This window comes from Paraburkholderia unamae, assembly GCF_003096875.1.
In the GTDB taxonomy this organism is placed as follows: domain Bacteria; phylum Pseudomonadota; class Gammaproteobacteria; order Burkholderiales; family Burkholderiaceae; genus Paraburkholderia; species Paraburkholderia unamae.
On record NZ_QEOB01000023.1, the window covers coordinates 20,384 to 41,779 of the forward strand.

Below are 21,396 nucleotides of genomic sequence, written 5' to 3' on the forward strand. Positions count from 1 at the left end.
CAATCACGAAACGGCATGGACCGGCGAGGAGAACGACCGTGGATATCAAGCAGCTACGCGCGCTTCTTGCCGTAGCGGAAACCGGCAGCGTGACGCGCGCGGCCGAAACGTTGCATATCGTGCAGCCGGCCGTTTCGCGGCACCTGAAGCTGCTCGAAGAAGACATCGGCGCGACGCTGTTCGATCGCAGCCGCCAGGGCATGGGTCTGACCGAAGCGGGCGAGATTCTGGTGGAGTACGCGCGGCGCGCGCTGCACGAGCTAGATCGAGCCCGTAGCGAGATTCAGCCCGACGACTCGCAGGTTTCCGGCGTCGCGACGATCGGCCTGTTGCCGAGCACGTCGGCGCTGCTTGCCGGTCCGCTGGTGAGCGCGATCAAGGCGCGCTACCCCGCAATCCGGCTGCGCATTACCGTCGGTTATGCCGGTCACCTCCAGCGGTGGCTGGAAGCCGGCGAAATCGACACCGCGCTGCTCTACAACCTCAAGGCGACGCCAACCATTCACGCCGAAGCGCTGCTCGAAGAGAGCCTGTGCGTCGTCGGGCCGCCTTCCTCCGCGCTCGATCCGGCGCGGCCGGTCACATTCGCCGAACTGGCCGCGCTGCCCGTCGTGCTGACAAGCGCGCCGCACGGCATACGCAGCCTGCTCGAACAGGCCTGCCGCGAGGCCGGAGTCACGCTGGGCGTCGTGGCGGAAACGAATTCGATGGACGTGCAAAAGACGCTGGTGGCCAGCGGCCACGGGTATACGGTGTTGCCCGCCATCGCCGTGGGCGACGATGTCGCGCGCGGCCAATTGCGCACGGCGCCGTTATGCGAACCCGTGCTTCAGCGCAAAATCGTTCTCGCCCTGCCGAACACGCGCCGCATGGCTGTGGCGGTGCGCTGCGCGACCGGCGTTCTGGTGGAGGAAATGAAACTCGCGGTCGAGCGCGGAGCGTGGCCTTCCGCGCGCTGGCTGGCGCAGTGATTTCCGTGCTTTTCGCGGCACGTGAACCTCAAGGATCGAGAAGGTTCGACGTGAAGTCGCAGGATTGCGCCGCCAGCCGCACCACGGCGGCGCTGAGCGAATACTGCTGGTCCGCGCGGTGCATGGCGATGTACCTGACCGGCGGAAGGGCCGGTCGCGTGGGCACCACGACCAGGGCGCCGCGTTCGAGCATGCGTGCAAGGCACGCTTTCGGCAGGTAGCTCACGCCAAGACCGGAAAGCGCAAGCCCGATCTGCGCAATCAGGCTGTTGCTCGCCAGGACCTTCTGCACGGCAACGCCCTGTTCCTCCAGGAAGCGGCTATACACGACGCCGGTGCCCGAGAGTCCGCCTTGCAGGATGAGCGGAAACTTCGTGATCTCCCCGAGCGGAATGGCGCGCTTGCCGGGCGCAAGCGACGCGGCGCACATCCACGCATTCTCGACATGCCCCACGGCCGTGGTCATGAAGGGCTCCACGTCGTGCGTTTGCGGAACGATGATGATGTCGACGGTCGCCGCCGCGAGACGCTCCCGCAGTGTCGCGTTCAGATCGACTTCCGCCTCCACCTTCACACGCGGGTATTCGGTCTCGATCGCGCTAATGAGGCGCGGAAGCCATGTGAGCGCAGTGAGCTCGGTCACGCCGATGCGGATCTGCCGCACCAGCGACTCCTTCGCGCTGATGCGCTCGACGATCTGATCGCGCCGTTCGAGCAAATCCTTCGCGTATTCGAAAAACTCCGCGCCTTTTTCGGTCAGGCGCGCGCTGCGATTCGCACGGTCGAATACGGCGAAGTCGAACGCGCGCTCCAGTTCCTGCACGCGCTTCGAAATGGCCGACTGCGTTGTGTTCAGACGCGCCGCCGCCGCCTCGAAGGAGCCGAGCTGCACGATCCAGTACAACGCTTCCATTTGCTTGAAGGTCAGCATGACGCGAGGTGACTCATGAATTAAAGCGATAGTTTCTCATAGAAAAAAATCGCTTTTTTTGGACTTTTTGACTGCTTATGTTTGCACCATCGTTTGCACCGTCGTTTGCAACAGCGCAACGGGAACGCGAAAGGAAGCACTCCGGCGAGAGTGCTCCACACCCCCTCTCAATCGGGAAAGCCTCTGGAGAACGCATGGAATCCGTCATGGAAACAACTCACGTCGATCCCGCCAGGCGCGCGCCGCGCGTCGGTCTTGCCTGGCAGATCCTGATCGGCCTCATCGTCGGCATCGGGGTCGGAGTCGTGCTCAACCGTTTCCCGCAGTTGCGCGAGGCGGCGATCGGCGGCTTCCTGCAACCGGCGGGCGACATCTTCATTCGTCTGATCAAAATGGTCGTCGTGCCGATCGTCTTCACGAGCATGGTGGCCGGCATCGCCGGGGTCGGCGACGGCCGCTCGCTCGGGCGCATCGGCCTCAAGACGCTCATCTACTTTGAAATCATCACGACGATCGCCATCGTGCTCGGTCTCGTGATCGGCAATGTCCTGCATCCGGGCGCGGGAACGGACCTCTCCCAACTCGCGCATACCGACATCTCGCACCTTCAGCAGACGTCGCAGCAAAGCCAGGGGCATCGCGGCTTCATGGCCCTTCTGCTCGCCATCATCCCCGACAACATCGTCATGGCGATGGGGCGCGGCGACTTGCTGCCCGTGATTTTCTTTTCCGTTCTCTTCGGGCTCGGCTTGCAGTCGGTGCCGGAAGAGTATCGCAAGCCCGTGCTCGCCACCTTCAAGGGCATCGGCGACGCGATGTTCAAGGTGACCGGCATGGTGATGCGCTACGCGCCCTTCGGCGTCTGCGCGCTGATCGCGGTGACGGTCGCGAGCTTCGGCTTCGGCTCGCTGCTGCCGCTCATCAAGCTCGTTGCCGTGACCTATCTCGCCATCGTCGTGTTCGTCGTTGTCGTGCTCGGCATCACGGCACGCGTTTTCGGCTTCAGCGTCTTCACGCTCATGAAGGTGATCAAGGACGAACTCATCATTGCGTTCTCCACCTGTAGTTCCGCGACCGTGCTGCCGCAGTTGATGAAGAAGATGGAGGACTTCGGCGTGCCCAAGAGCATCACGACGTTCGTGGTGCCCACCGGCTACACGTTCAATCTCGACGGCGCATCCATTTATCTCGGCATCGGCACGTTGTTCGTCGCGCAACTCTATGGCGTGCACCTCGGTTTGCAGGAGCAGATCGTCCTTGTGCTCACGATGGTCGTCACCTCCAAGGGCGCGGCGGGCGTGCCGGGCTTCATGTTCGTCATCCTGCTCACGACGCTCGCCAGCGCGGGGCTGCCGCTCGAAGGGCTCGCCTTCATCGCGGGCGTGGACCGGATCATGGACATGGGACGCACCGCCCTGAACGTCGTGGGCAACGCGCTCGCACCGCTCGTCATCGCCAAATGGGAAGGTCAGTACGACGCAGAAAAGGGCAAGGCCTATCTCGCTTCGCTGGACGCCTGAACACCTGAACACTCGAACGCAGCAAATTGAAGCCGCAATCAAGATACACAACGAGGAGCAAGTCTGATGAGCAGCACCCAGGGTCAATTGTTTTCCGAATCGCTCATGGAGCAGATCAAGAGCCGGTTCCACTACGTCGACCATGACATGGACGGCCGCGAACGTCTCTTCTTCGACAACGCGGGCGGCTCGTTCCGGCTCAAGGCCGCCTTGGAGGCCTATGCCCGCGTCGACGCGCTCCCGGACTGTCCGGAGCGCATTCACGAGCGCGCGATATACCTCCAGGACATCCAGGCCCAGGGCGAAGCCGACATTCGCCGCGTGCTCAACGCGCGGGACGGCAGCATCTATCTCTCGCTGACGGCTTCCGCCGCGATGTTCGAGATGGTGCGCGCCGTGATGGAGAACGTGCCCGGCTCCAACGCGGTCACGACCATCCTGGAGCATCCCTCGTCGTTCGACGCCATGAAGCTCTACTGCGAGCGCACGGGCAAGACGCTGCGCGTCGCGCCGAGCAACGCCGCGACGGGCGGTGTGGATGTCGACGCCATCGTCTCGCTCATCGACGACGACACGGCGCTGCTGAGTGTGATGTACGCGTCCAACATCTCCGGCGCGAAACTCGACATCGCCGCCATTGTCGAGCGCGCACGCGCGCGCAAGCCCGATATCTTCATCATCGTCGATGCGGTCCAGCACGCGCCGCACGCGCTGATCGATCTGCAAGCGACGCCGGTGGACGGCATCAACTTCGCGCCGTACAAATTCTTCGGTTGCCGCGGTTCTGGCGTTACCTGGTTGTCCGATCGATTGGCCGTGCTGCCCCATCATCGGCTCGATGCCAAGGAAAAAGGCGCGTGGGAGCTTGGCAGCCCCGCGCCTGCGCAATTCGCCGTGGTGAGCGCGATGGTCGATTATGTCGCCTGGATCGGCTCGCATTTCAGCGACGCCGCCGACCGGCGCGAGGTATTCGCGCAAGGCATGCAGCGCATCGAAGCGCACGAACGGGCGCTGCTTGCCGCATTGCTCGACGGCGTCGGGACGCAACGCGGTCTGCGCAAGATTGAAGGCATACGCGTGTTCTGGGATCACGACGATCTGACACAGCGCGATCTGATCGCGGGCATCGGCTTCGACGGCCTCGATCCGACCGCGGCGGTACGCGAGTATGAAAAGCGCGGCGTCATCGTCTACGAGCGAATCGGCACCAGCCTCTACTCCGGCCGTATGCTGAAATCCTTCAACCTGGAAGGCGCGGTACGCGTTTCCCCGTTGCACTGCCACACCCCGAACGACATCGCGAAGTTCCTCGCGGTGACGGAAGCCATTGCAAACGCGAACCGGCTTTCCCGATAAGCCGTCGCAGCACTTCCTGCAAGCGCCCGTCGTCCATCGCGTGACGCGGGCGCTCATTCATTCCACGACAGCGTGCGATTCTGAAAATACCGCCATGCCACTCCGGTAACACTAGTGTCGGCCAGCGCGCGCAATTGTCTGCGACGTTCGGCAATGTGTCATCACTTTGACAAAGGCTACGCTATGAACCAGGAAATCGAGCATGCCGTGCTATCGGTGTTCACGGACCACAACGACGCGGACGACGCGATCAGAAAACTGGCCGCGTCGGGCTTCGACATGGAGAAGCTATCGGTCATCGGCAAGGGCTACCACTCGGAGGAACACGCGGTCGGCTTTTATTCGACCGGCGATCGCATCCGGACATGGGGGACGACCGGCGCCGTCTGGGGGGGAATATGGGGGCTGCTGGTCGGTCCCGCGCTCTTTCTCGTGCCGGGCGTCGGTGTCGTCGCGATGGCGGGGCCCTTCGTGGCGACGCTGCTCACCGCGATCGAGGGCGCGCTGATCGGCGGCGGCATCTCGGCAGTCGGCGCCGCGCTCGCCCAGTTGGGTCTGCCGAAGGATCAGGCCATCAAGTATGAGAGCGCATTGAAGGCGGACGGCTTCCTGTTGATCGTCCACGGCACGCAGGACGATATCGCGCAGGCGCACTCAATACTCGGCAACGTCGCGCCACCCGCAAGCGAAGCTTCCGTGCCCGCGCAATCGGCAACCTGAACCCACTTTTTTGTGCCCTCATTCTGCTGGAGATTCATCATGAGCAGGACTACCAGGTTCTATCGTTCCATCACGGCCGCCGGCCTGTTCGCGCTGGCTGCCTCAATGCACGTCGCGTCGGCTCAAACCACTGCGGGCTTGGCCGCCGTGCAAAGCCAGAACCATGTGGAATACGTGACGGGCGGCATCGGGCACGATCAGGCGCTCGCCCTGCGCGATGCGGGACACACCTGGCCGCTCTCGCTGGGCTTTTTCGGCCCCCAAGGTGATTATCTCGCCAACGTGCATGTCGAGATCACCGCGGCGAATGCGCAGAAGCGGCTTCAGGTGGAAGCCACCGGCCCGTATATGCTGGTCAAGCTGCAACCCGGCGCGTATCACGTTACCGCCCGCTACGAAGGCAACACCCAGCAAAAGGACATCACGATCCCGCAAGGCAAGAACGAGGCGGTTTCATTCAGATTCTGAGTTCGATGCGTGGTGTTCGGGTCAACTCGCCGGGGCGCGTCCAATGACGCGCCCCGGCGCACTTTGGCGCCGCCTCACGCGAGCGTAATCGCTCGTGCGATTCCTAAAAATGCGCTTCCCGTGCAATTGCCGCCGGCTCCGTTTGCGCAGAATGGTCACACAGAAGCGGTTCGTGACCCATCGAGCCATCCGCGCGACATGTCCCATGTCGATCCAGCCGGATGCTCAACGTGAAAGGAGTAACAGGATGAGCCTCCCTCTCAGCGGCATCAAGGTGATCGACTTCACCGGCGTACAGTCCGGCCCCGCCTGCACGCAGATGATGGCGTGGTATGGCGCGGACGTCATCAAGGTCGAGCGGCCCGGCGTTGGGGACGTCACGCGCAACCAGTTGCGCGATATCCCCGATCTCGACGCCCTTTACTTCACGATGCTCAACAGCAACAAGCGTTCGCTGGAACTCAACACCAAGACGCCGGAAGGCAAGGCGATCATGGAGCAGTTGATCCGCGAGGCCGACGTGCTGGTCGAGAACTTCCATCCGGGCGCGATGGATCATATGGGCTTTACCTGGGAGCATCTTCAGGCGCTGAATCCGCGGCTCATCTTCGGCTCGGTCAAAGGCTTCAACGACGCCTCGCCCTATGTGCACGTCAAGGCCTACGAGAACGTCGCGCAATGCGCGGGCGGCGCCGCGTCCACCACGGGCTTCTGGGACGGCCCGCCCACCGTGAGCGCCGCCGCGCTTGGCGACAGCAACACCGGCATGCATCTGCTCATCGGCCTGCTCACCGCGCTGGTGGGCCGCGAAAAGACCGGCAAGGGCCAACGCGTGACGGTTTCGATGCAGGACAGCGTGCTGAACCTGTGCCGCGTGAAGCTGCGCGATCAGCAGCGGCTCGAACGCCTCGGCTACCTGGAGGAATATCCGCAGTACCCGAACGGCACGTTCTCCGACGCCGTGCCGCGCGGCGGCAATGCCGGGGGCGGCGGGCAGCCGGGTTGGGTGCTCAAGTGCAAGGGCTGGGAAAGCGATCCCAACGCGTACCTCTACTTCACGATCCAGGAACAGAACTGGCCGAACACCTGCGACGCGATCGGCAAGCCCGAGTGGAAAGACGACCCGGCCTACGCCACCGCTCAGGCGCGCCAGCCACGCCTTTTCGACATCTTCGCGGCGATCGAAACCAGGCTCGCGGACAAGACCAAGTTCGAAGCCGTGGACTATCTCAGCCAGTTCGACGTTCCCTGCGCGCCGGTGCTCAACATGAAGGAAATCGCCAACGACCGCTCGTTGCGCGAAAGCGGCACGGTCGTGGAAGTGGCGCAGAAAAAGCGCGGGACCTATCTCACGATCGGCAGCCCCGTGAAATTTTCGGACTTCACGCCGCAGATCCAGGGCGCACCCCTCCTTGGTGAGCATAACGAAGAAATACTCTCGGGTCTCGGCTATAGCGCGGAGCAGATCGCCCATCTGCGCGAAGCGAAAGTCATTTAAGCCCGCGCGCAGCCGTGCATTCCGTTCACGCATACGAGGCCACACTCATGTCCGAACCGCAAATCAAGCCCGCCGCCACGGATGGTTTTCATCTCGTCGTCAAGGCGCTGCTCGCCAACCGCATCGACACGATCTACGGCGTGGCGGGCATTCCCATCACCGATCTGGCACGTCTCGCGCAGGCCGAGGGCATTCGCTATATCGGGTTTCGTCACGAGCAATCGGCGGGCAACGCGGCCGCGATCTCGGGTTATCTGCGCCAGTGGCCAGGCGTGTGCCTCACGGTGTCCGCTCCCGGCTTTCTGAACGGGCTGGTGGCGCTGGCCAACGCCACCACGAACGGCTTTCCGATGATCCAGATTAGCGGTTCGAGCGACCGCGCGATCATCGATCTGCAACAGGGCGACTACGAGGAACTGGATCAGTTGAACGCGGCGCGTCCCTATGCGAAGGCGGCCTTCCGCGTGAACCGCGCCGAGGACGTGGGCGTGGGCGTGGCCCGCGCCATTCGCGCCACGCTTTCCGGCCGCCCCGGCGGGGTCTACCTCGACATCACAGCGGCCGCGCTCGCCTCGACCACCGACGAAGCGACCGCGCAACAGTCGCTGATCGAAGTCGTCGATCCGGCGCCCGCCCGCGCGCCCTCGGCGCAGTCGGTCGAGCGCGCGCTAACGCTGCTTGCCGGTGCGCAGCGCCCGCTCGTCATCCTCGGCAAGGGCGCGGCCTACTCGCGCGCGGAAGGCGCGATCCGCGGCTTCATCGAGCAAACCGGCGTGCCGTTCCTGCCGATGTCGATGGCCAAGGGCATTCTCGAAGACGATCATCCGCTGTGCGCGGCGGCGGCGCGCTCCTTCGTGCTCGCGCAAGCCGACGTGGTCATGCTGGTGGGCGCGCGGCTGAACTGGTTGCTCGGCCACGGCCGCAGCCCGCAGTGGTCCGCCCAGGCGAAGTTCATCCAGATCGACATCGAGCCCACGGAATTCGACAGCAACCGGGCGATTGCCGCGCCCATTGCCGGGGACATCGCGTCGTCGATGCAGGCCCTGCTCGCAGGCTTGCCGGCGCGCCCCGTGCATGTGCCGCCGGCCTGGATCGAGCTCGTCTCGTCTCATCGTCAGCATAACGAAGCACACATGGCCGACCTCCTCCGCGCGAATCCCGTGCCGATGAATTTTCATTGCGCGCTCGCGGCCGTGCGCGACGCGCTCGCGCAGCGGCCCGACGTGTATGTCGTCAACGAAGGCGCGAATACGCTCGACGTCGCGCGCAATCTCATCGGCATGAAAGCGCCGCGCCTGCGCCTCGATGCGGGCACGTGGGGCGTGATGGGCGTCGGCATGGGCTATTCGATCGGCGCGGCGGTGACGAGCGGCAAGCCCGTCGTGGCGATCGAGGGTGACAGCGCGTTCGGCTTCAGCGGCATGGAGATCGAAACGATCTGCCGCTACCGTCTGCCGGTCGTGATCGTCATCCTGAACAACGGCGGGATCTATCGCGGCGACGACATCAATCGCGGGCCGGGCACCGATCCGGGCGCGACCACGCTCATGGCCAGCGCGCGGTACGACCGCATGATCGAGGCGTTCGGCGGAGTCGGCTATCACGTCGAGCGGCCCGAGGCACTGAAGGCCGCCCTCGAAGCGGCGCTCGCAGCCGGCACGCCCGCGTTGATCAACTGCGTGATCGATCCGCACGCCGGCACGGAGAGCGGCCACCTCAAGAACCTCAACCCGAAGAGCGCGCTCACGGGCGCGAACTGAAGGCCGGCGATACAAGACACAAGGCACACGACTCAACGCGGACGCATCGCACCATGGAAACAACGACGACTCACGCACGGATTGCCGGGCCATTCTCGGACCTTCTGGTGATCGACCTCACACACGTGCTCAACGGCCCGTTCGGCACCAACCTGCTCGCCGATCTCGGCGCGCGCGTGATCAAGATCGAGCGGCCAGGACACGGCGACGACACGCGGCTGTACGGCCCGTTCGTCGGCGACCAGTCGCTCTACTTCAGCTTTTTGAACCGGGGCAAGGAAAGCATCGTGCTCGACCTCAAGGCGGAGCCGGACCGCCTCGTGTTTCTCGACATGGTGCGCCAGGCCGACGTGCTCGCGGAGAACTTCCGCCCCGGCACGATGGAGCGGCTCGGCTTTTCCTATGACGCGCTTTCGGCCATCAATCCGCGCCTCGTCTACGCGTCGTCGTCCGGGTTCGGCCAGACGGGCCCGATGGCCGCGTGGCCCGCCTACGACACGATCGTGCAGGGCATGAGCGGCATACTGGAGGCGACCGGCTTCCCGGACGGTCCGCCCACGCGCGTCGGCACGTCGCTCTCCGACCTGTGTGGCGGCGTCTATCTTTTCTGCGGCATCGCCAGCGCGCTCTACGACCGGCAGAAAACGGGCAAAGGCGCGCAAGTGGACATCGCCATGTTCGACGCGACCATCGCGTTTCTCGAACACGGCCTCATGTCCTACGTGGCCACGGGGGTCGCACCGGCGCGCATCGGCAACCGGCATCCGTATATGGCGCCGTTCGACGTGTTCGACACCCAGGACCGCCCGCTCGTGATCTGCTGCGGCAACGATGAGTTGTTCCAGCAACTCTGCGCCGCCATCGGTCGCGAACCGCTCGCGGGCGACGCACGCTTCGCGACCAATCGTGATCGCATGGACCATGTCGCCGACTTGAAGCACGAACTCGAAGCGACACTGAAAACGCGCGACGCCGAGCACTGGCTGCGCGTCATCCACGGCGCCGGGGTGCCGGTCGGGCCGCTGCTCGATGTCGCCCAGGCCGCGCAGCTTCCTCAAACGCAGGCGCGCAACATGATCATCGAAGCCGGCGGTGTCGCCATGGCGGGCAATCCCGTGAAGATCAGCGGCTACCCCGACCCGCGGGTGCGTCCCGCCGCGCCGAAACTCGACGAGCATGGCGCAGCGCTGCGGCAGGAGTTCGGCGGCTATGCCGGGGCGCACCGGACAACGGAGCAGGCAACGCCGCCCGCTTCCCCTCTGGAAACGAAGGTTTGGTGATCGATACGATCGGCGGGCGAAAGGGGCAAGCGCGTGCCCGCCGTGGGCCTGTGCCCTTCCTCAATCGCCTGCCGTGCCGCCCGCGTGCGGCTGCGTCAACGCTTCGAGCAAGCGGTCGCGGAAGGGATTGAGCACCGGCGGCCGGCGCAGGATGCACACGCGCAGGTCGCGCCGCGCCCACGGCTCCGCGAGCTTGAGGACGACGACATTGCCCGCCGCGCCGCCATCCACGGCCGAGCGCGCGACGATGCCGATGCCCGCCCCCGAGGCGACGAGCTTGACGATCGCGCCATAGCCGGAAACCTGCACGCGCAAATCCAGCCGCCCGCCCAGCGCGCTCGCATGATTCATGAGGAAGGTATGCAGCGCCGCACCCGTGCGCAGGCTGATAAACGGCCGCCCGAGACATTCGGCAAAGGTGATGGACTCGCGCTGCGCGATATCGCTGTTGCATGCGGTCACCACCACGAGTTCGTCCTCGCGGTACGCGTGAAAATCCAGTTCGGGATGCTCGGCCTCCAGCGCCACCACGCCGAGGTCCGCACGCCCGGAAGCCACGGCCGCCACGATGTCGTGACTGAGCCGTTCTTCGAGCGAAATGCGAACGTTCGGATAGTCGGCGAAGAAGCGCGCGAGGTCGTCGGGCAAATAGGAGCTGATCGCGTTGTTGTTCGCGAACAGCGTGACGTGACCGACCAGACCGTTCGAATACGGCAATAGATCGGCGTTCATCTGCTCGAGTTGCGCGATGCACCGCCGGGCGTGCTCCATCACGATGCGCCCGGCCGGCGTGGGCGCCACGCCGCGCGCGAGGCGCACCAGCAAGGCCGCGCCCACCACGTCTTCCAGCCCCTTGATTCGCAGGCTAACCGAAGACGGCGCGAGATGGCAGCGCTCGGCGCCGCGGGTCACGCTACCCTCCTCCGCGACCGCGAGAAATACCTCCAGATCCGTCAGTTCATAGCGCATCGCGTGCTCCTTTCGAGCCGCGATTGTGACGCGAGCATTCGGATTTGACAAACGCTTCGTTTGAATTATCTCGATGTATCTATTCGTTCGAAGCCGTGATACTCGCTGCGACCCGCCGGTATTCACGGAGATGTTTCATGACTCACCCGACTTCACCCGACCACGCGCTGCCGCTTGCCGGCATCACCGTCGTCGCCATCGAACAGGCGCTCGCGGCGCCGCTTTGCACCTGCCGGCTCGCCGACATGGGCGCGCGCGTCATCAAGATCGAGCGCCCCGAGGGGGACTTCGCCCGCGGCTACGACGCCGCCGCGAACGGCAGCTCCTCCTATTTCCTGTGGACCAATCGCGGCAAGGAATCGGTCGTGCTCGACTTCAAGCAGCCCGACGACGCCGCGCTGCTCCACCGCCTCATCGCCAGCGCCGATGTCTTCGTGCAAAACCTCGCGCCCGGCGCCCTCACGCGCGCAGGCTTCGACAGCGCAACGCTACGCGAGCGCCATCCACGGCTCATCACCTGCGACATCACCGGCTATGGCACGGGCAGCGAAACGAGCAAGCTCAAGGCCTACGACTTTCTCGTTCAGTGCGAAAGCGGCCTCGTCAGCGTGAGCGGCGCGCCGGACCATCCGGGCCGCATTGGCGTGTCGATCTGCGACATCGGCGCGGGCATGAACGCGACCATCGCCGTGCTCTCGGCGCTGGCGCTGCGCTCGCGCACCGGCGCAGGCTCGGGCGTCTCGGTCTCGCTCTTCGACGGCGCGGCCGACTGGATGAGCGTGCCCTACGTGCACGAACGCTACGGCAACGGCGCGCCCGCGCCGCAAGGCCTGAAGCATCCTTCGATCGCCCCGTACGGCGCGTATCGCACGCGCGACGCACGCGATATCGTCATCAGCATCCAGAACGATCGCGAATGGGCCAAATTCTGCGCCGTGTTTCTCGGCGACGCCGATATCGCGAACGACGCCCGCTTCCAGACCAACAACGCGCGCGTGCAGAACCGCGAAGCGCTCGACACGCTGATCGGCGCCGCGTTCGCCGCGCGGCCGCTCGTCGAAGCGTTGTCGCTCCTCGGCGACGCCAGCATCGCCTACGGCCAGCTACGCGCGGTCGCCGACATGGCCGTGCATCCCGCACTGCGCACCTGGCCGATGGCCACCGGCGGCGAGCCACTCCAGATGATCGCGCCCCCGGTGCGCGCGCCGTGGGACGCCCAGCGTTTCGAGGCCGCGCCGAAGCTTGGCGAGCACACGGCGCGCATTCGCGCCGAGTTCGCGGGCGTGGCAGAGGAGGCCAGCGCATGAGCCAGGTCGATATTGCCACGCTGCGCGAATGGGTCGGCAAAACGGTGGTCGACGAAGACGTGCTCTCGGTGCGTCACGCGCATCTCATGGCCGCGACGATCGGGCAGGACGCGAGCGCGCTCACCGCGGGCTCGCCATTGCCGCCGTTGTGGCACTGGCTGTACTTCCTCGAAGGCCTTCCCCCAGAGCGCCTTGGCCGCGACGGGCATCCGCAGCGCGGCGGCTTCCTGCCGCCCGTGCCGCTGCCCAACCGGATGTGGGCGGGCGGGCGCGTGCGCTTCATCGAAGCGTTGCCGCTCGGCGGCGCGGTGCAAAAGCGTTCGACGATTCTCGCGGTGGAGCACAAGCAGGGCCGCTCGGGCGAACTCGTATTCGTCACCGTGCAACATGAAATCCTGCACGACGGGGTAGTGGCCGTGTCGGAAGAGCACGACATCGTCTACAAGGAGGCCTCGAAGGGCGGCCCGCCGCGCCAGGAAGTGCGACGCGAGCGCGGCGAGCATCGCGAGCCGTTCGTCGCTACCTCGACCACGCTGTTCCGCTATTCGGCGCTGACCTTCAACGGGCATCGCATCCACTACGACCAGGACTACTGCCGCGAAGTGGAGGGTTATCCGAACCTCGTCATTCACGGCCCGCTGAACGCCACGCTCCTCGCCGGTCTCGGCCAGCGCCTGGCCGGCAAGCCGCTCAGGACGTTCGACTATCGCGGCGTGCAGCCGGCGACCCTCGGCAACGCGCTCACGCTCAACGCCACGCGCGCCGGCGACCGGCTGGAACTCTGGACCGCGTTACCCGACGAGCGCGTATCCATGCAGGCGAGCGCCACCTGCTGACACCGCCCCCGCTACAACAACATCAAGGAGACACCCGCATGACCGGCAGAACCGCCTTCACGGCAGTCGACCAGCCCGTGCCGTCGCACGAAGTCACGCCCGCCGCGCGCCGCATCGAACGGCGCGCGGCGCTCGCCAGCGTGATCGGCACCACCATCGAGTGGTACGACTTCTTCATCTACGGCACGGCGGCCGCGCTCGTGTTCCCGAAGCTGTTCTTCGCGCATGGATCGTCAGGAGGACTACTGGCTTCGTTCGCGACGATCTTCGTCGGCTTCCTTTCGCGGCCGCTCGGCGCGGCCCTGTTCGGCCACATGGGCGACCGGGTCGGGCGCAAGTCCACGCTGATCGCCACGCTGCTGCTCATGGGCGTGGCGACATTCCTGGTCGGCTGCCTGCCCAACAGCCAGACGATCGGTGCCTGGGCGCCGTGGCTGCTCGCGCTGCTGCGCTTCCTGCAAGGCATCGGCGTGGGCGGCGAATGGGGCGGCGCGGTGCTGCTTTCGATGGAGTCGCACCACGGCCCTCGCCGCGGCTTCATGGCGAGCCTGCCGCATATCGGCGTGCCGCTCGGGCTGGTCGTCTCGGTGCTGGTGTGGAGCGCGTGCGCGAGCGCCACGGGCGACCATCTGCTCGACTTCGGCTGGCGCATTCCGTTCTGGATCAGCGGCGTGCTGCTCGTGATCGGTCTCGTGATCCGCTTCGGCGTGCCCGAAACGCGCGATTTCGTCGAAGCGAACCGCGCGCTGGAAACGCGCACGGAGCGCCGCCAGACGCCGCTTGCCGAAGCCCTGCGCACCCAGTGGCGCGCGATCCTGCTGTGCGCGCTGATCCGCCCCGGCGAGCAGGTGGCGTTCTACATGCTCACCACGTTCGTCGTGCTGTACGGCGCGCAGGATCTCGGCCTCGGGCGCGAGTTCGTCCTCAACGCCGTGCTGATCGCGGCCGTGGTGGCCTGCTTCGCGCTGCCGTTCTTCGGCCACGTTTCCGATCGCGTCGGCCGCCGCCGCACCTTCCTCACCGCTTGCGTGTGCATGACCCTCTTCGCGTTCCCGTACTTCTTCATGCTGGAGACGCGGTCGCATCTCATGGTGATCGCGGCGATGATCGTGCTCATGGTCATCCACGCCGCGATCTACGGAACCGAGGCCGCTTACATCGCCGAATCGTTCCCGCCGCATATCCGCTACACGGGGGCGTCGCTAGGTTATCAGGGTGCCTCGATCATCGCGGGCGGCCCCGCTCCGCTGATCTCGCTGTGGCTCTATCAGACGTTTCACAGCGGCTATGCCGTCGCCGCGTTCCTCGCCGCGATGTCTTTCGTAAGCGCCTGCGCTTCGTTCTTCCTCGGTCGGCCGGCGCGCAAGACGCGTTGACCGGCGTGACGCGGCGGGCCTGAGGGCACTTGAGGGCACCTGCGCGCGCCCGCCGCCATCCCTTGCCTTATCTCGCGGCACGCGTCACCAGACAAGTGCACCGATGCACGAAAACCGCCGCGCCTGACTTCCCCTGGCGCGCCGCGCCGCCGCGCGAGCGCGCTTGCCAAACCGCGTCGCCACGCCTTCGCCGCGCCATCTTCAACGCCTCCCCAAGCCCCCAAAAGCCTGTAGCCACGCGCCTGCGCGGCATCCCGAGGCCGTCTCCCGCGCGCCAATATATCGCCCCGGATACATCGAGTGGCATGGTCGTTGCTCCACTTTAGGAGAAAAACTTCCACCATCGTCACAAGGAGCGATCATGACCGAAGCGGTTGTCAAGGACACGGCGGGCGTGTCCAGGCTGGATTCAACGAGGCGGCTAAACGCCGAACGCAAGCGCGTGCTGATCGCGAGCGTGATCGGCTCCGTCTTCGAGTGGTATGACTTCGTCGTCTACGGCATCGCCTCGGCGCTCGTGTTCAACAAGCTGTTCTTTCCCGTGGTTGACCCGGTGGTCGGCACCATCGCCTCGTTCGGCACCTACGCCGTGGGCTATGTCGCGCGCCCGCTTGGCGGCGCGATATTCGGACACTTCGGCGACCGGCTGGGCCGCAAGGCCATGCTTTCGCTCACGCTGCTCATCATGGGCGTCGGCACGTTCCTGATCGGCTGCCTGCCCACGTATGCGCAGATCGGCCTGTGGGCGCCCGCGCTGCTGATCGCGCTGCGCTTCATGCAAGGGCTCGGCATCGGCGGCGAGTGGGCCGGCTCCATCCTGATGGCCGTGGAGCACGCGCCGCCGAACCGGCGCGGCCTGTTCGGCAGCCTCGTGCAACTCGGCTACCCGATCGGCGTGCTCGTTTCGACGAGCGTGTTCTCGGTGATGGCCCGGCTGCCGCAAGAGGACTTCCTGAGCTGGGGCTGGCGCTTGCCTTTCCTCGTGAGCATCCTGTTCGCGGCCGCGGGCGTGCTGATTCGCATGCGCGTGGCGGAAAGCCCGGTGTTCGAGCGCGCCGCGCAGCCCGAGAAACTCGCGAAGGTGCCGCTCATCGAGATCCTCACGCGCTACCGCAGGACTTTCCTGCTCGCGGTCGGCCTGAAGATCTCCGAAATCGCCTGGGTGAGCGTGGCGACGATCGTCACTATCAGCTACGTGACCATTCATCTCGGACTGCCAAAGAGCGTCATTCTGAACGGGCTGCTCTGGGCCGCCGCGCTGGAGCTGTTGACGATCCCGCTGTTCGGCCACCTTTCCGACCGGTTCGGACGACGAACGATGTTCCTGACCGGCTGCACCTTCTCCATCCTGTTCGCGTTTCCCCTGTTTCATCTGCTCGATACGCGCGACCCCGTCATCATCGCCATGACCATCGCCGTGGCGGTGAGTCTCGGCCAGGGCATCATGTTCGGCCCTGAAGCCGCATGGATGTCGGAACTCTTTCACACGCGCCTGCGCTATAGCGGCGCCTCACTCGGCTTTCAGCTGGGCGGCGCGATCTCCGGCGGCCTCACGCCGCTCGCGGCCGCGCTGCTCATGAACTGGGCAGGCGGCGCGACGTGGCCGGTGTCGTGCCTGCTGATCGGCACCGCGTGCATCACCCTGTTCGCGGCGTGGCTTGCGCCCGAAACAGCGCACGCACCGCTGCGCACGTGACGCGCGCCATCCCCATGAGCGATATGAACGACACCATGAACGCCTCACCCCACTCCATGCCGACCGAACACGCCGACGCCTGGCGCGGCCGCGTCGAGGCGCTGCATCTTTGCCCGCGCGCCTTCCTGCCGATGCGCGCCTTCGAGCGGATCGAACTGCTTGCGGGCAAGGGCATCGTCGGCGACCGCTATATGAACGAGAGCGGCTTCTACTCGCACAAGCCCGAGGAGGGGCGGCAGGTCACGCTGTTCGAGGCCGAAGCGCTGGAGGCGATCTGGCGCGACCACGGCATCCGTTTCGGCCCCGAGGAGCATCGCCGCAACGTGACCGTGCGCGGCGTGCCGCTGAACACGCTCGTGGGCCAGCGCTTCTGGCTCGGCGAGACGCTACTCGAAGCGACGCGTCTGTCCGTGCCCTGCCGCCATATCGAGGAGGTCACGGGCAAGCCGGTGTTCGACGCGATGGTGGGCCGCTCCGGGCTGAACTGCCGGATTCTCAAGGGCGGCTTCGTGCGGCTCGGCGATCCGGTCGAGGCCGGGAGTGCCCGCGCAACCGCATACGAGACGGAGCGCGCGTCATGAAACCGATCCGCACGGTCAAGACGGTGGTGCGCGAGATCGCCCCGGCGGGCGACGGCATCGCGCTCGTCCATCTCGCCGATCCCGACGACTGGGAACTGCCCGCCTTCGAAGCGGGCAGTCATATCGATCTGCATTTGCCGAACGGGCTCGTGCGCAGTTATTCACTGTGCGGGTCGCCCGCCGAGCGGCGGCGCTATCTCGTCGCGATCAAGCGCGAGGAGGCGGGGCGCGGCGGCTCGATCGCCGCGCACGCGCTGCGGCGCGGCGACGTGGTGCCGGTCTCGCTGCCGCGCGGCACGTTCAGGCTCGCCACGCGGGCGCGCGAGCACGTGTTCATCGCGGGCGGCATCGGCGTGACGCCGTTCGTCGCCATGGCCGGGCAACTGGCGCGCGACCCGGGTGCGAACGATGCGGAGCGCGAAGACTTCACGCTGCACGTCCTGCACCGTGGCGCGCCGCCGCTCGCGGCACTGTGCGAGGCGCAACTGCCGCCCGCGACCGTGGTGTATCACCGCTCCGGCGAAGGCCGCCCGCGCGCCGATCTCGCGGCGCTGATCGGCCCGTATCGTCAAGGACGTCATGTCTATTGCTGCGGCCCCGACGCGCTGATGCAAGCCGTCGAGGCACTCACGCGCGAGTGGCCCGCCGATCATGTGCACATCGAGCATTTCGTGCCGCCCGCGCGCCCGGTCGATCCGGACGCGAAGCCGTATCGGGCCGAACTCGCGCTCTCGCGGCAAACCATCGACGTGCAGCCGCACGAAAGCCTGCTGCACGCGTTGCGCGCGCATGGCGTGGAGGTGGATGCGGCATGCGAGGGCGGCATTTGCGGCGCGTGCCGCGTGCGCTGGAGCGGCGGCGAGCCGGTCCACCACGATCGCGTGCTGACCGACGCGCAGCGCGCCCACGAAGTCATTGTGTGCGTGAGCGGCTGTGCGTCGGAGCGCCTCGTGCTGGAGCTTTAGGAAGCGCGCCGCGGGTCAGCCGCGCACGGGGCTGATGACGATGAGGTACTTGCAGGCCGTGCGCCCTTCGTTCTCGAAACGGTGCGGCACGTCGGCGCGGTAGTACATGGCGTCCGACGCGTTGAGCACCGCGCGCGTCGCGCCGACCGTCACGACGAGCGAACCCGACAGCACGTAGATGTACTCCTCCACCGGCATGGTGTGCGCGACGAGCGGGCCGGTGTCGGACTTCGGCGGCATTTCCGCCATGACGAAGTCGAGCCCGCGCCCCGGCAGGATCGGCGAGAGCACGCGGCGCGAAAAACCCGTTTCCGCGTCGACGAGCACGACCTGCTGATCGGCGCGCATGAGCACGACGTCCTGCGGCGGCGTTTCCTGGCCGAGCAGGCGCGCCACGGTCGTATCGAGCGCGTCGACGAGTTTCGAGAGGATCGACGTGGAGGGCGACGACTGGCCCCGCTCGATCTTGGAGATCATCGCGCGGCTCACGCTCGATGCGCTCGCCAGCTCGTCGAGCGACATGCCCTTGAGCTTGCGCTGGCGCCGCAGTTCGCCGCCGAGCGCGCCCGCTGCCGATGACGCCGGTGCTTCGTCTGCGTCAGCCGACTGAGCCGACTGAGCCGACTGAGCCGTCTGCTCGCGAGGTTCGGTGGGTTCAGTCGCGTGGCGCGCGACCGTCTTCGCTTTCATCACCATCTGGTCCGCATTCGTTTCGATGGCGTGATTTTATAGCGAGACGAATGCGCTGCGGTCGCCGCCGTTCAGCGCATCAGCCGAGGCAGTCCGCGTGCGCGCGCAAGGCGCGGCGCGCGTAGTAGGCGAACGTCACGCGGTCGCGCTTGTCGGTGGACACCCAGTCGTGCGCCTCGTTGGCGAGCGCGGGCGGCAGCGGCTTGATCGTGCCGGCGGCCATCGCAAGCAGTTGCAGCCGCGCCGCTTTTTCCATCAGCAGCGCGAGCATGCACGCCTCTTCCACCGACTTGCCGACCACCAGTTGACCGTGATGCGCGAGCAGGATCGCACGCTTGTCGCCGAGCGCCGCCGAGATGATCTCGCCCTCTTCGTTGCCGACCGGCACGCCGGGCCACTTTTCGAGGAAAGCGCAGTCGTCGTAGAGCGGGCTCGTGTCCATGTGCGACACGTTCATGGGCACTTCGAGCATCGACAGCGCCGAGACGTGCGGCGGATGCGTGTGGATGATGCAGTTGATCTCGGGGCGGGCGCGGTAGATCCACGTGTGAAAGCGGTTCGCCGGATTCGGGATGCCTTCGCCCGCGACCACTTCGAGGTCCTCGTTCACTTCGATCAGGTTGGACGGCGTGATCTCGTCGAAGCCGTGCCCGAGGCGCTGCGTGTAGTACGTGCTGCCGTTGCCCGAGCGCCCTGTGATCTGCCCCGCGAGCCCCGAATCGTGGCCGCCGTCGAACAGGATGCGGCACGTGAGCGCCAGTTTCTCCGGCAGGCTCCACGCGCCGTCGCTGACACCGGCTTCCAGACGACGCTCCGCGAGCGCCACGAGTTCCTGCTTCGACATGTCGAGCGTGCTGGCCATGCTATCCCTCCAAGGATTTCGCATAAAGTGGAATTTGCTCTACTTTATGAGAATTTGTGGGGGAAGTAAAGCGCGCCTGGTCGTCCAACCCAGGCGCGCGCTCGACTTCGCTCCTCATGTTACAAACTACGCATCCCCCTCCCGATGCACGGGCTGCGTCTCCTTGAGGCTCTTCGCGAGCCGCGACGCTTGCAGGTATCCGGGATTCGCCGGCCGCTTCAGATAACGCCCGGCGCCGCGCCGCGCGCGCAGGTCGCCGTCCGCCCACACAAGTTCGCCTTGCGAGACCGTGTGCGTGGGCACACCGCGCACGGTCATGCCCTCGAACACGTTGAAGTCGACGTTCTGGTGATGCGTCTTCACCGAGATCGTGCGTGTGGCCTGCGGGTCCCACACGACGAGATCGGCGTCGGCACCCACGGCCACCGTGCCCTTGCGCGGGTAGAGGTTGAAGATCTGCGCGGCATTGGTCGACGTCACGCGCACGAATTCGTTCGGCGTGAGGCGCCCCGTGTTCACGCCCTGGTCCCACAATACCGCCATGCGATCCTCCACGCCGCCGCATCCGTTCGGAATCCTTGTGAAATCTTGCCGCCCCATGGCCTTCTGCGATGCGCAGAACACACAGTGATCGGTTGCCGTGGTGTGCAGCAAACCGCCTTGCAGGCCGCGCCAAAGCGCGTCGCGATGCTCCTTCGTGCGAAACGGCGGGCTCATCACATGCGCGGCGGCGCGTGTCCAGTCGGGATCGCGATACACCGCCTCGTCAATCACGAGATGCCCGGCCAGCACTTCGCCGAACACGCGCTGACCTTCGGCACGCGCGCGTGCAATCGCTTCGAGCGCGTCTTTCGCCGAAACGTGCACGATATACACCGGCACGCCCAGCACCTGCGCAATGCGAATCGCGCGGTTCGCCGCTTCCCCTTCGACTTCGGGCGGCCGCGACAGCGGGTGCGCCTCCGGTCCCGTGAAGCCGCGCGCGAGCAACTGGCGTTGCAACTGGAACACCAGCTCGCCGTTCTCCGCATGCACGGTGGGCAGCGCGCCCAGTTCGAGCGAACGCGCGAAACTGTTCACGAGTATCTCGTCGTCGGCCATGATGGCGTTCTTGTACGCCATGAAGTGCTTGAAGCTCGACACGCCGTGGTCGTTCACGAGCAGGCCCATGTCGCGATGCACGCTATCGTCCCACCAGGTCACCGCCACGTGAAAGCCGTAATCGGCGGCGGCCTTTTCGGCCCAGCCGCGCCACTCGCGAAAAGCGTCCATGAGCGGCTGCTTCGGGTTCGGTATCACGAAGTCGATGATCGACGTCGTGCCGCCGGCGAGCCCGGCCGCCGTGCCCGTGTAGAAGTCGTCGCTCGCGGTCGTGCCCATGAACGGCAGTTCCATGTGCGTGTGCGGGTCGATGCCGCCCGGCATCACGTACTGTCCGCCCGCGTCGACCACGGTCGCGCCCGCGGGCGCGTCGAGGCTCTCGCCCACGGCCTGGATCACGCCGTTTTCGCAAAGCACGTCCGCGCGCCAGCTTTTGTCCGCGTTGACGATGGTGCCGCCTCGAATCAGGATCGCCATGATGCTCTGTCTCCTTGGGTTGAATCGGCGTG

The 21,396-nt window shown here is 65.9% G+C and carries 19 protein-coding genes; 14 read left to right on the forward strand and 5 right to left on the reverse strand.

Annotation, left to right across the window (positions count from 1 at the left end):
* Positions 1 to 38: 38 nt before the first annotated feature.
* Positions 39 to 971 (forward strand): LysR family transcriptional regulator, encoded by a 933-nt coding sequence (locus C7402_RS35870; RefSeq protein ID WP_116613951.1) that lies wholly within the window; start codon positions 39 to 41, stop codon positions 969 to 971.
* Positions 972 to 999: 28 nt separating this feature from the next.
* Here the strand turns inward: C7402_RS35870 and C7402_RS35875 are convergent, their stop codons facing one another.
* Positions 1,000 to 1,902 carry a LysR family transcriptional regulator gene (locus C7402_RS35875; protein WP_116613952.1) on the reverse strand — a complete coding sequence of 301 codons (903 nt, stop codon included), beginning with the start codon at positions 1,900 to 1,902 and terminating at the stop codon, positions 1,000 to 1,002.
* Positions 1,903 to 2,096: 194 nt separating this feature from the next.
* Here C7402_RS35875 and C7402_RS35880 point away from each other — a divergent pair, with 194 nt between their 5' ends.
* The 7 genes from C7402_RS35880 (at position 2,097) to yfdE (ending at position 10,504) form a co-directional block, all read left to right on the forward strand.
* Positions 2,097 to 3,422, forward strand: coding sequence for a cation:dicarboxylate symporter family transporter (locus tag C7402_RS35880; RefSeq protein ID WP_116613953.1), 1,326 nt, complete (start codon positions 2,097 to 2,099; stop codon positions 3,420 to 3,422).
* A 66-nt stretch (positions 3,423 to 3,488) separates the two neighbouring features.
* A complete protein-coding gene (locus tag C7402_RS35885) occupies positions 3,489 to 4,778 on the forward strand; it encodes an aminotransferase class V-fold PLP-dependent enzyme (protein ID WP_116613954.1) in 1,290 nt (429 codons plus the stop codon).
* 183 nt (positions 4,779 to 4,961) lie between these two features.
* On the forward strand, positions 4,962 to 5,498 hold the full coding sequence (locus C7402_RS35890; protein ID WP_116613955.1) for a DUF1269 domain-containing protein: 537 nt from the start codon (positions 4,962 to 4,964) through the stop codon (positions 5,496 to 5,498).
* 39 nt (positions 5,499 to 5,537) lie between these two features.
* Entirely contained in the window at positions 5,538 to 5,966 is a 429-nt protein-coding gene (locus tag C7402_RS35895; protein WP_116613956.1) for a carboxypeptidase-like regulatory domain-containing protein, read from the forward strand.
* A 247-nt stretch (positions 5,967 to 6,213) separates the two neighbouring features.
* Positions 6,214 to 7,464, forward strand: a complete 1,251-nt coding sequence (frc, locus tag C7402_RS35900; protein ID WP_116613957.1) for a formyl-CoA transferase — start codon at positions 6,214 to 6,216, stop codon at positions 7,462 to 7,464.
* Between the two features lie 47 nt (positions 7,465 to 7,511).
* Positions 7,512 to 9,224, forward strand: coding sequence for an oxalyl-CoA decarboxylase (gene oxc, locus C7402_RS35905; RefSeq protein WP_116613958.1), 1,713 nt, complete (start codon positions 7,512 to 7,514; stop codon positions 9,222 to 9,224).
* A 53-nt stretch (positions 9,225 to 9,277) separates the two neighbouring features.
* Positions 9,278 to 10,504 (forward strand): CoA:oxalate CoA-transferase, encoded by a 1,227-nt coding sequence (gene yfdE, locus C7402_RS35910; protein ID WP_116613959.1) that lies wholly within the window; start codon positions 9,278 to 9,280, stop codon positions 10,502 to 10,504.
* A gap of 60 nt (positions 10,505 to 10,564) precedes the next feature.
* On the opposite strand, the gene C7402_RS35915 is transcribed toward yfdE, so the two are convergent.
* Positions 10,565 to 11,473, reverse strand: a complete 909-nt coding sequence (locus C7402_RS35915; RefSeq protein ID WP_112175521.1) for a LysR family transcriptional regulator — start codon at positions 11,471 to 11,473, stop codon at positions 10,565 to 10,567.
* A gap of 137 nt (positions 11,474 to 11,610) precedes the next feature.
* Between C7402_RS35915 and C7402_RS35920 the strand changes: the two genes are divergently transcribed.
* From C7402_RS35920 to C7402_RS35945, 6 genes are all read left to right on the forward strand, one after another.
* Complete coding sequence (locus tag C7402_RS35920) at positions 11,611 to 12,780, forward strand: CaiB/BaiF CoA transferase family protein (protein WP_116613960.1); 1,170 nt, start codon at positions 11,611 to 11,613, stop codon at positions 12,778 to 12,780.
* On the forward strand, positions 12,777 to 13,616 hold the full coding sequence (locus tag C7402_RS35925) for an HTD2 family dehydratase (RefSeq protein WP_112175517.1): 840 nt from the start codon (positions 12,777 to 12,779) through the stop codon (positions 13,614 to 13,616). The genes C7402_RS35920 and C7402_RS35925 overlap by 4 nt, the downstream gene beginning before the upstream one ends.
* 38 nt (positions 13,617 to 13,654) lie before the next feature.
* A complete protein-coding gene (locus C7402_RS35930; protein WP_116613961.1) occupies positions 13,655 to 14,992 on the forward strand; it encodes an MFS transporter in 1,338 nt (445 codons plus the stop codon).
* A gap of 361 nt (positions 14,993 to 15,353) precedes the next feature.
* On the forward strand, positions 15,354 to 16,688 hold the full coding sequence (locus tag C7402_RS35935; RefSeq protein ID WP_116613962.1) for an MFS transporter: 1,335 nt from the start codon (positions 15,354 to 15,356) through the stop codon (positions 16,686 to 16,688).
* Between the two features lie 35 nt (positions 16,689 to 16,723).
* Complete coding sequence (locus C7402_RS35940) at positions 16,724 to 17,269, forward strand: MOSC domain-containing protein (RefSeq protein WP_224044882.1); 546 nt, start codon at positions 16,724 to 16,726, stop codon at positions 17,267 to 17,269.
* Positions 17,266 to 18,234 (forward strand): PDR/VanB family oxidoreductase, encoded by a 969-nt coding sequence (locus tag C7402_RS35945; RefSeq protein WP_116613963.1) that lies wholly within the window; start codon positions 17,266 to 17,268, stop codon positions 18,232 to 18,234. Before C7402_RS35940 ends, C7402_RS35945 begins: the two co-directional genes overlap by 4 nt.
* A 15-nt stretch (positions 18,235 to 18,249) precedes the next feature.
* Here C7402_RS35945 and C7402_RS35950 read toward each other — a convergent pair whose 3' ends face one another.
* From C7402_RS35950 to hydA, 3 genes are all read right to left on the reverse strand, one after another.
* Positions 18,250 to 18,924: a helix-turn-helix domain-containing protein gene (locus C7402_RS35950; protein ID WP_165842075.1), complete on the reverse strand. Its 675-nt coding sequence runs from the start codon at positions 18,922 to 18,924 to the stop codon at positions 18,250 to 18,252.
* Between the two features lie 79 nt (positions 18,925 to 19,003).
* Complete coding sequence (locus C7402_RS35955) at positions 19,004 to 19,786, reverse strand: aldolase (protein WP_112175505.1); 783 nt, start codon at positions 19,784 to 19,786, stop codon at positions 19,004 to 19,006.
* Positions 19,787 to 19,912: 126 nt separating this feature from the next.
* The gene (gene hydA / locus C7402_RS35960) at positions 19,913 to 21,364 is read right to left on the reverse strand and encodes a dihydropyrimidinase (protein WP_112175482.1); all 1,452 of its coding nucleotides are present in this window, start codon (positions 21,362 to 21,364) and stop codon (positions 19,913 to 19,915) included.
* Between the last annotated feature and the right edge of the window lie 32 nt (positions 21,365 to 21,396).

Bases quoted from the DNA above. Each gene is read 5' to 3' on its own strand.
- hydA (WP_112175482.1), bottom strand. From the start codon at position 21,364: ATGGCGATCCTGATTCGAGGCGGCACCATCGTCAACGCGGACAAAAGC.
- yfdE (WP_116613959.1), top strand. From the start codon at position 9,278: ATGGAAACAACGACGACTCACGCACGGATTGCCGGGCCATTCTCGGAC.
- C7402_RS35895 (WP_116613956.1), top strand. From the start codon at position 5,538: ATGAGCAGGACTACCAGGTTCTATCGTTCCATCACGGCCGCCGGCCTG.
- C7402_RS35875 (WP_116613952.1), bottom strand. From the start codon at position 1,902: ATGCTGACCTTCAAGCAAATGGAAGCGTTGTACTGGATCGTGCAGCTC.
- C7402_RS35925 (WP_112175517.1), top strand. From the start codon at position 12,777: ATGAGCCAGGTCGATATTGCCACGCTGCGCGAATGGGTCGGCAAAACG.
- C7402_RS35890 (WP_116613955.1), top strand. From the start codon at position 4,962: ATGAACCAGGAAATCGAGCATGCCGTGCTATCGGTGTTCACGGACCAC.
- C7402_RS35940 (WP_224044882.1), top strand. From the start codon at position 16,724: ATGAACGCCTCACCCCACTCCATGCCGACCGAACACGCCGACGCCTGG.
- C7402_RS35935 (WP_116613962.1), top strand. From the start codon at position 15,354: ATGACCGAAGCGGTTGTCAAGGACACGGCGGGCGTGTCCAGGCTGGAT.
- frc (WP_116613957.1), top strand. From the start codon at position 6,214: ATGAGCCTCCCTCTCAGCGGCATCAAGGTGATCGACTTCACCGGCGTA.
- C7402_RS35915 (WP_112175521.1), bottom strand. From the start codon at position 11,473: ATGCGCTATGAACTGACGGATCTGGAGGTATTTCTCGCGGTCGCGGAG.
- C7402_RS35885 (WP_116613954.1), top strand. From the start codon at position 3,489: ATGAGCAGCACCCAGGGTCAATTGTTTTCCGAATCGCTCATGGAGCAG.
- C7402_RS35930 (WP_116613961.1), top strand. From the start codon at position 13,655: ATGACCGGCAGAACCGCCTTCACGGCAGTCGACCAGCCCGTGCCGTCG.
- C7402_RS35950 (WP_165842075.1), bottom strand. From the start codon at position 18,924: ATGAAAGCGAAGACGGTCGCGCGCCACGCGACTGAACCCACCGAACCT.
- C7402_RS35945 (WP_116613963.1), top strand. From the start codon at position 17,266: ATGAAACCGATCCGCACGGTCAAGACGGTGGTGCGCGAGATCGCCCCG.
- C7402_RS35955 (WP_112175505.1), bottom strand. From the start codon at position 19,786: ATGGCCAGCACGCTCGACATGTCGAAGCAGGAACTCGTGGCGCTCGCG.
- C7402_RS35920 (WP_116613960.1), top strand. From the start codon at position 11,611: ATGACTCACCCGACTTCACCCGACCACGCGCTGCCGCTTGCCGGCATC.
- C7402_RS35880 (WP_116613953.1), top strand. From the start codon at position 2,097: ATGGAATCCGTCATGGAAACAACTCACGTCGATCCCGCCAGGCGCGCG.
- oxc (WP_116613958.1), top strand. From the start codon at position 7,512: ATGTCCGAACCGCAAATCAAGCCCGCCGCCACGGATGGTTTTCATCTC.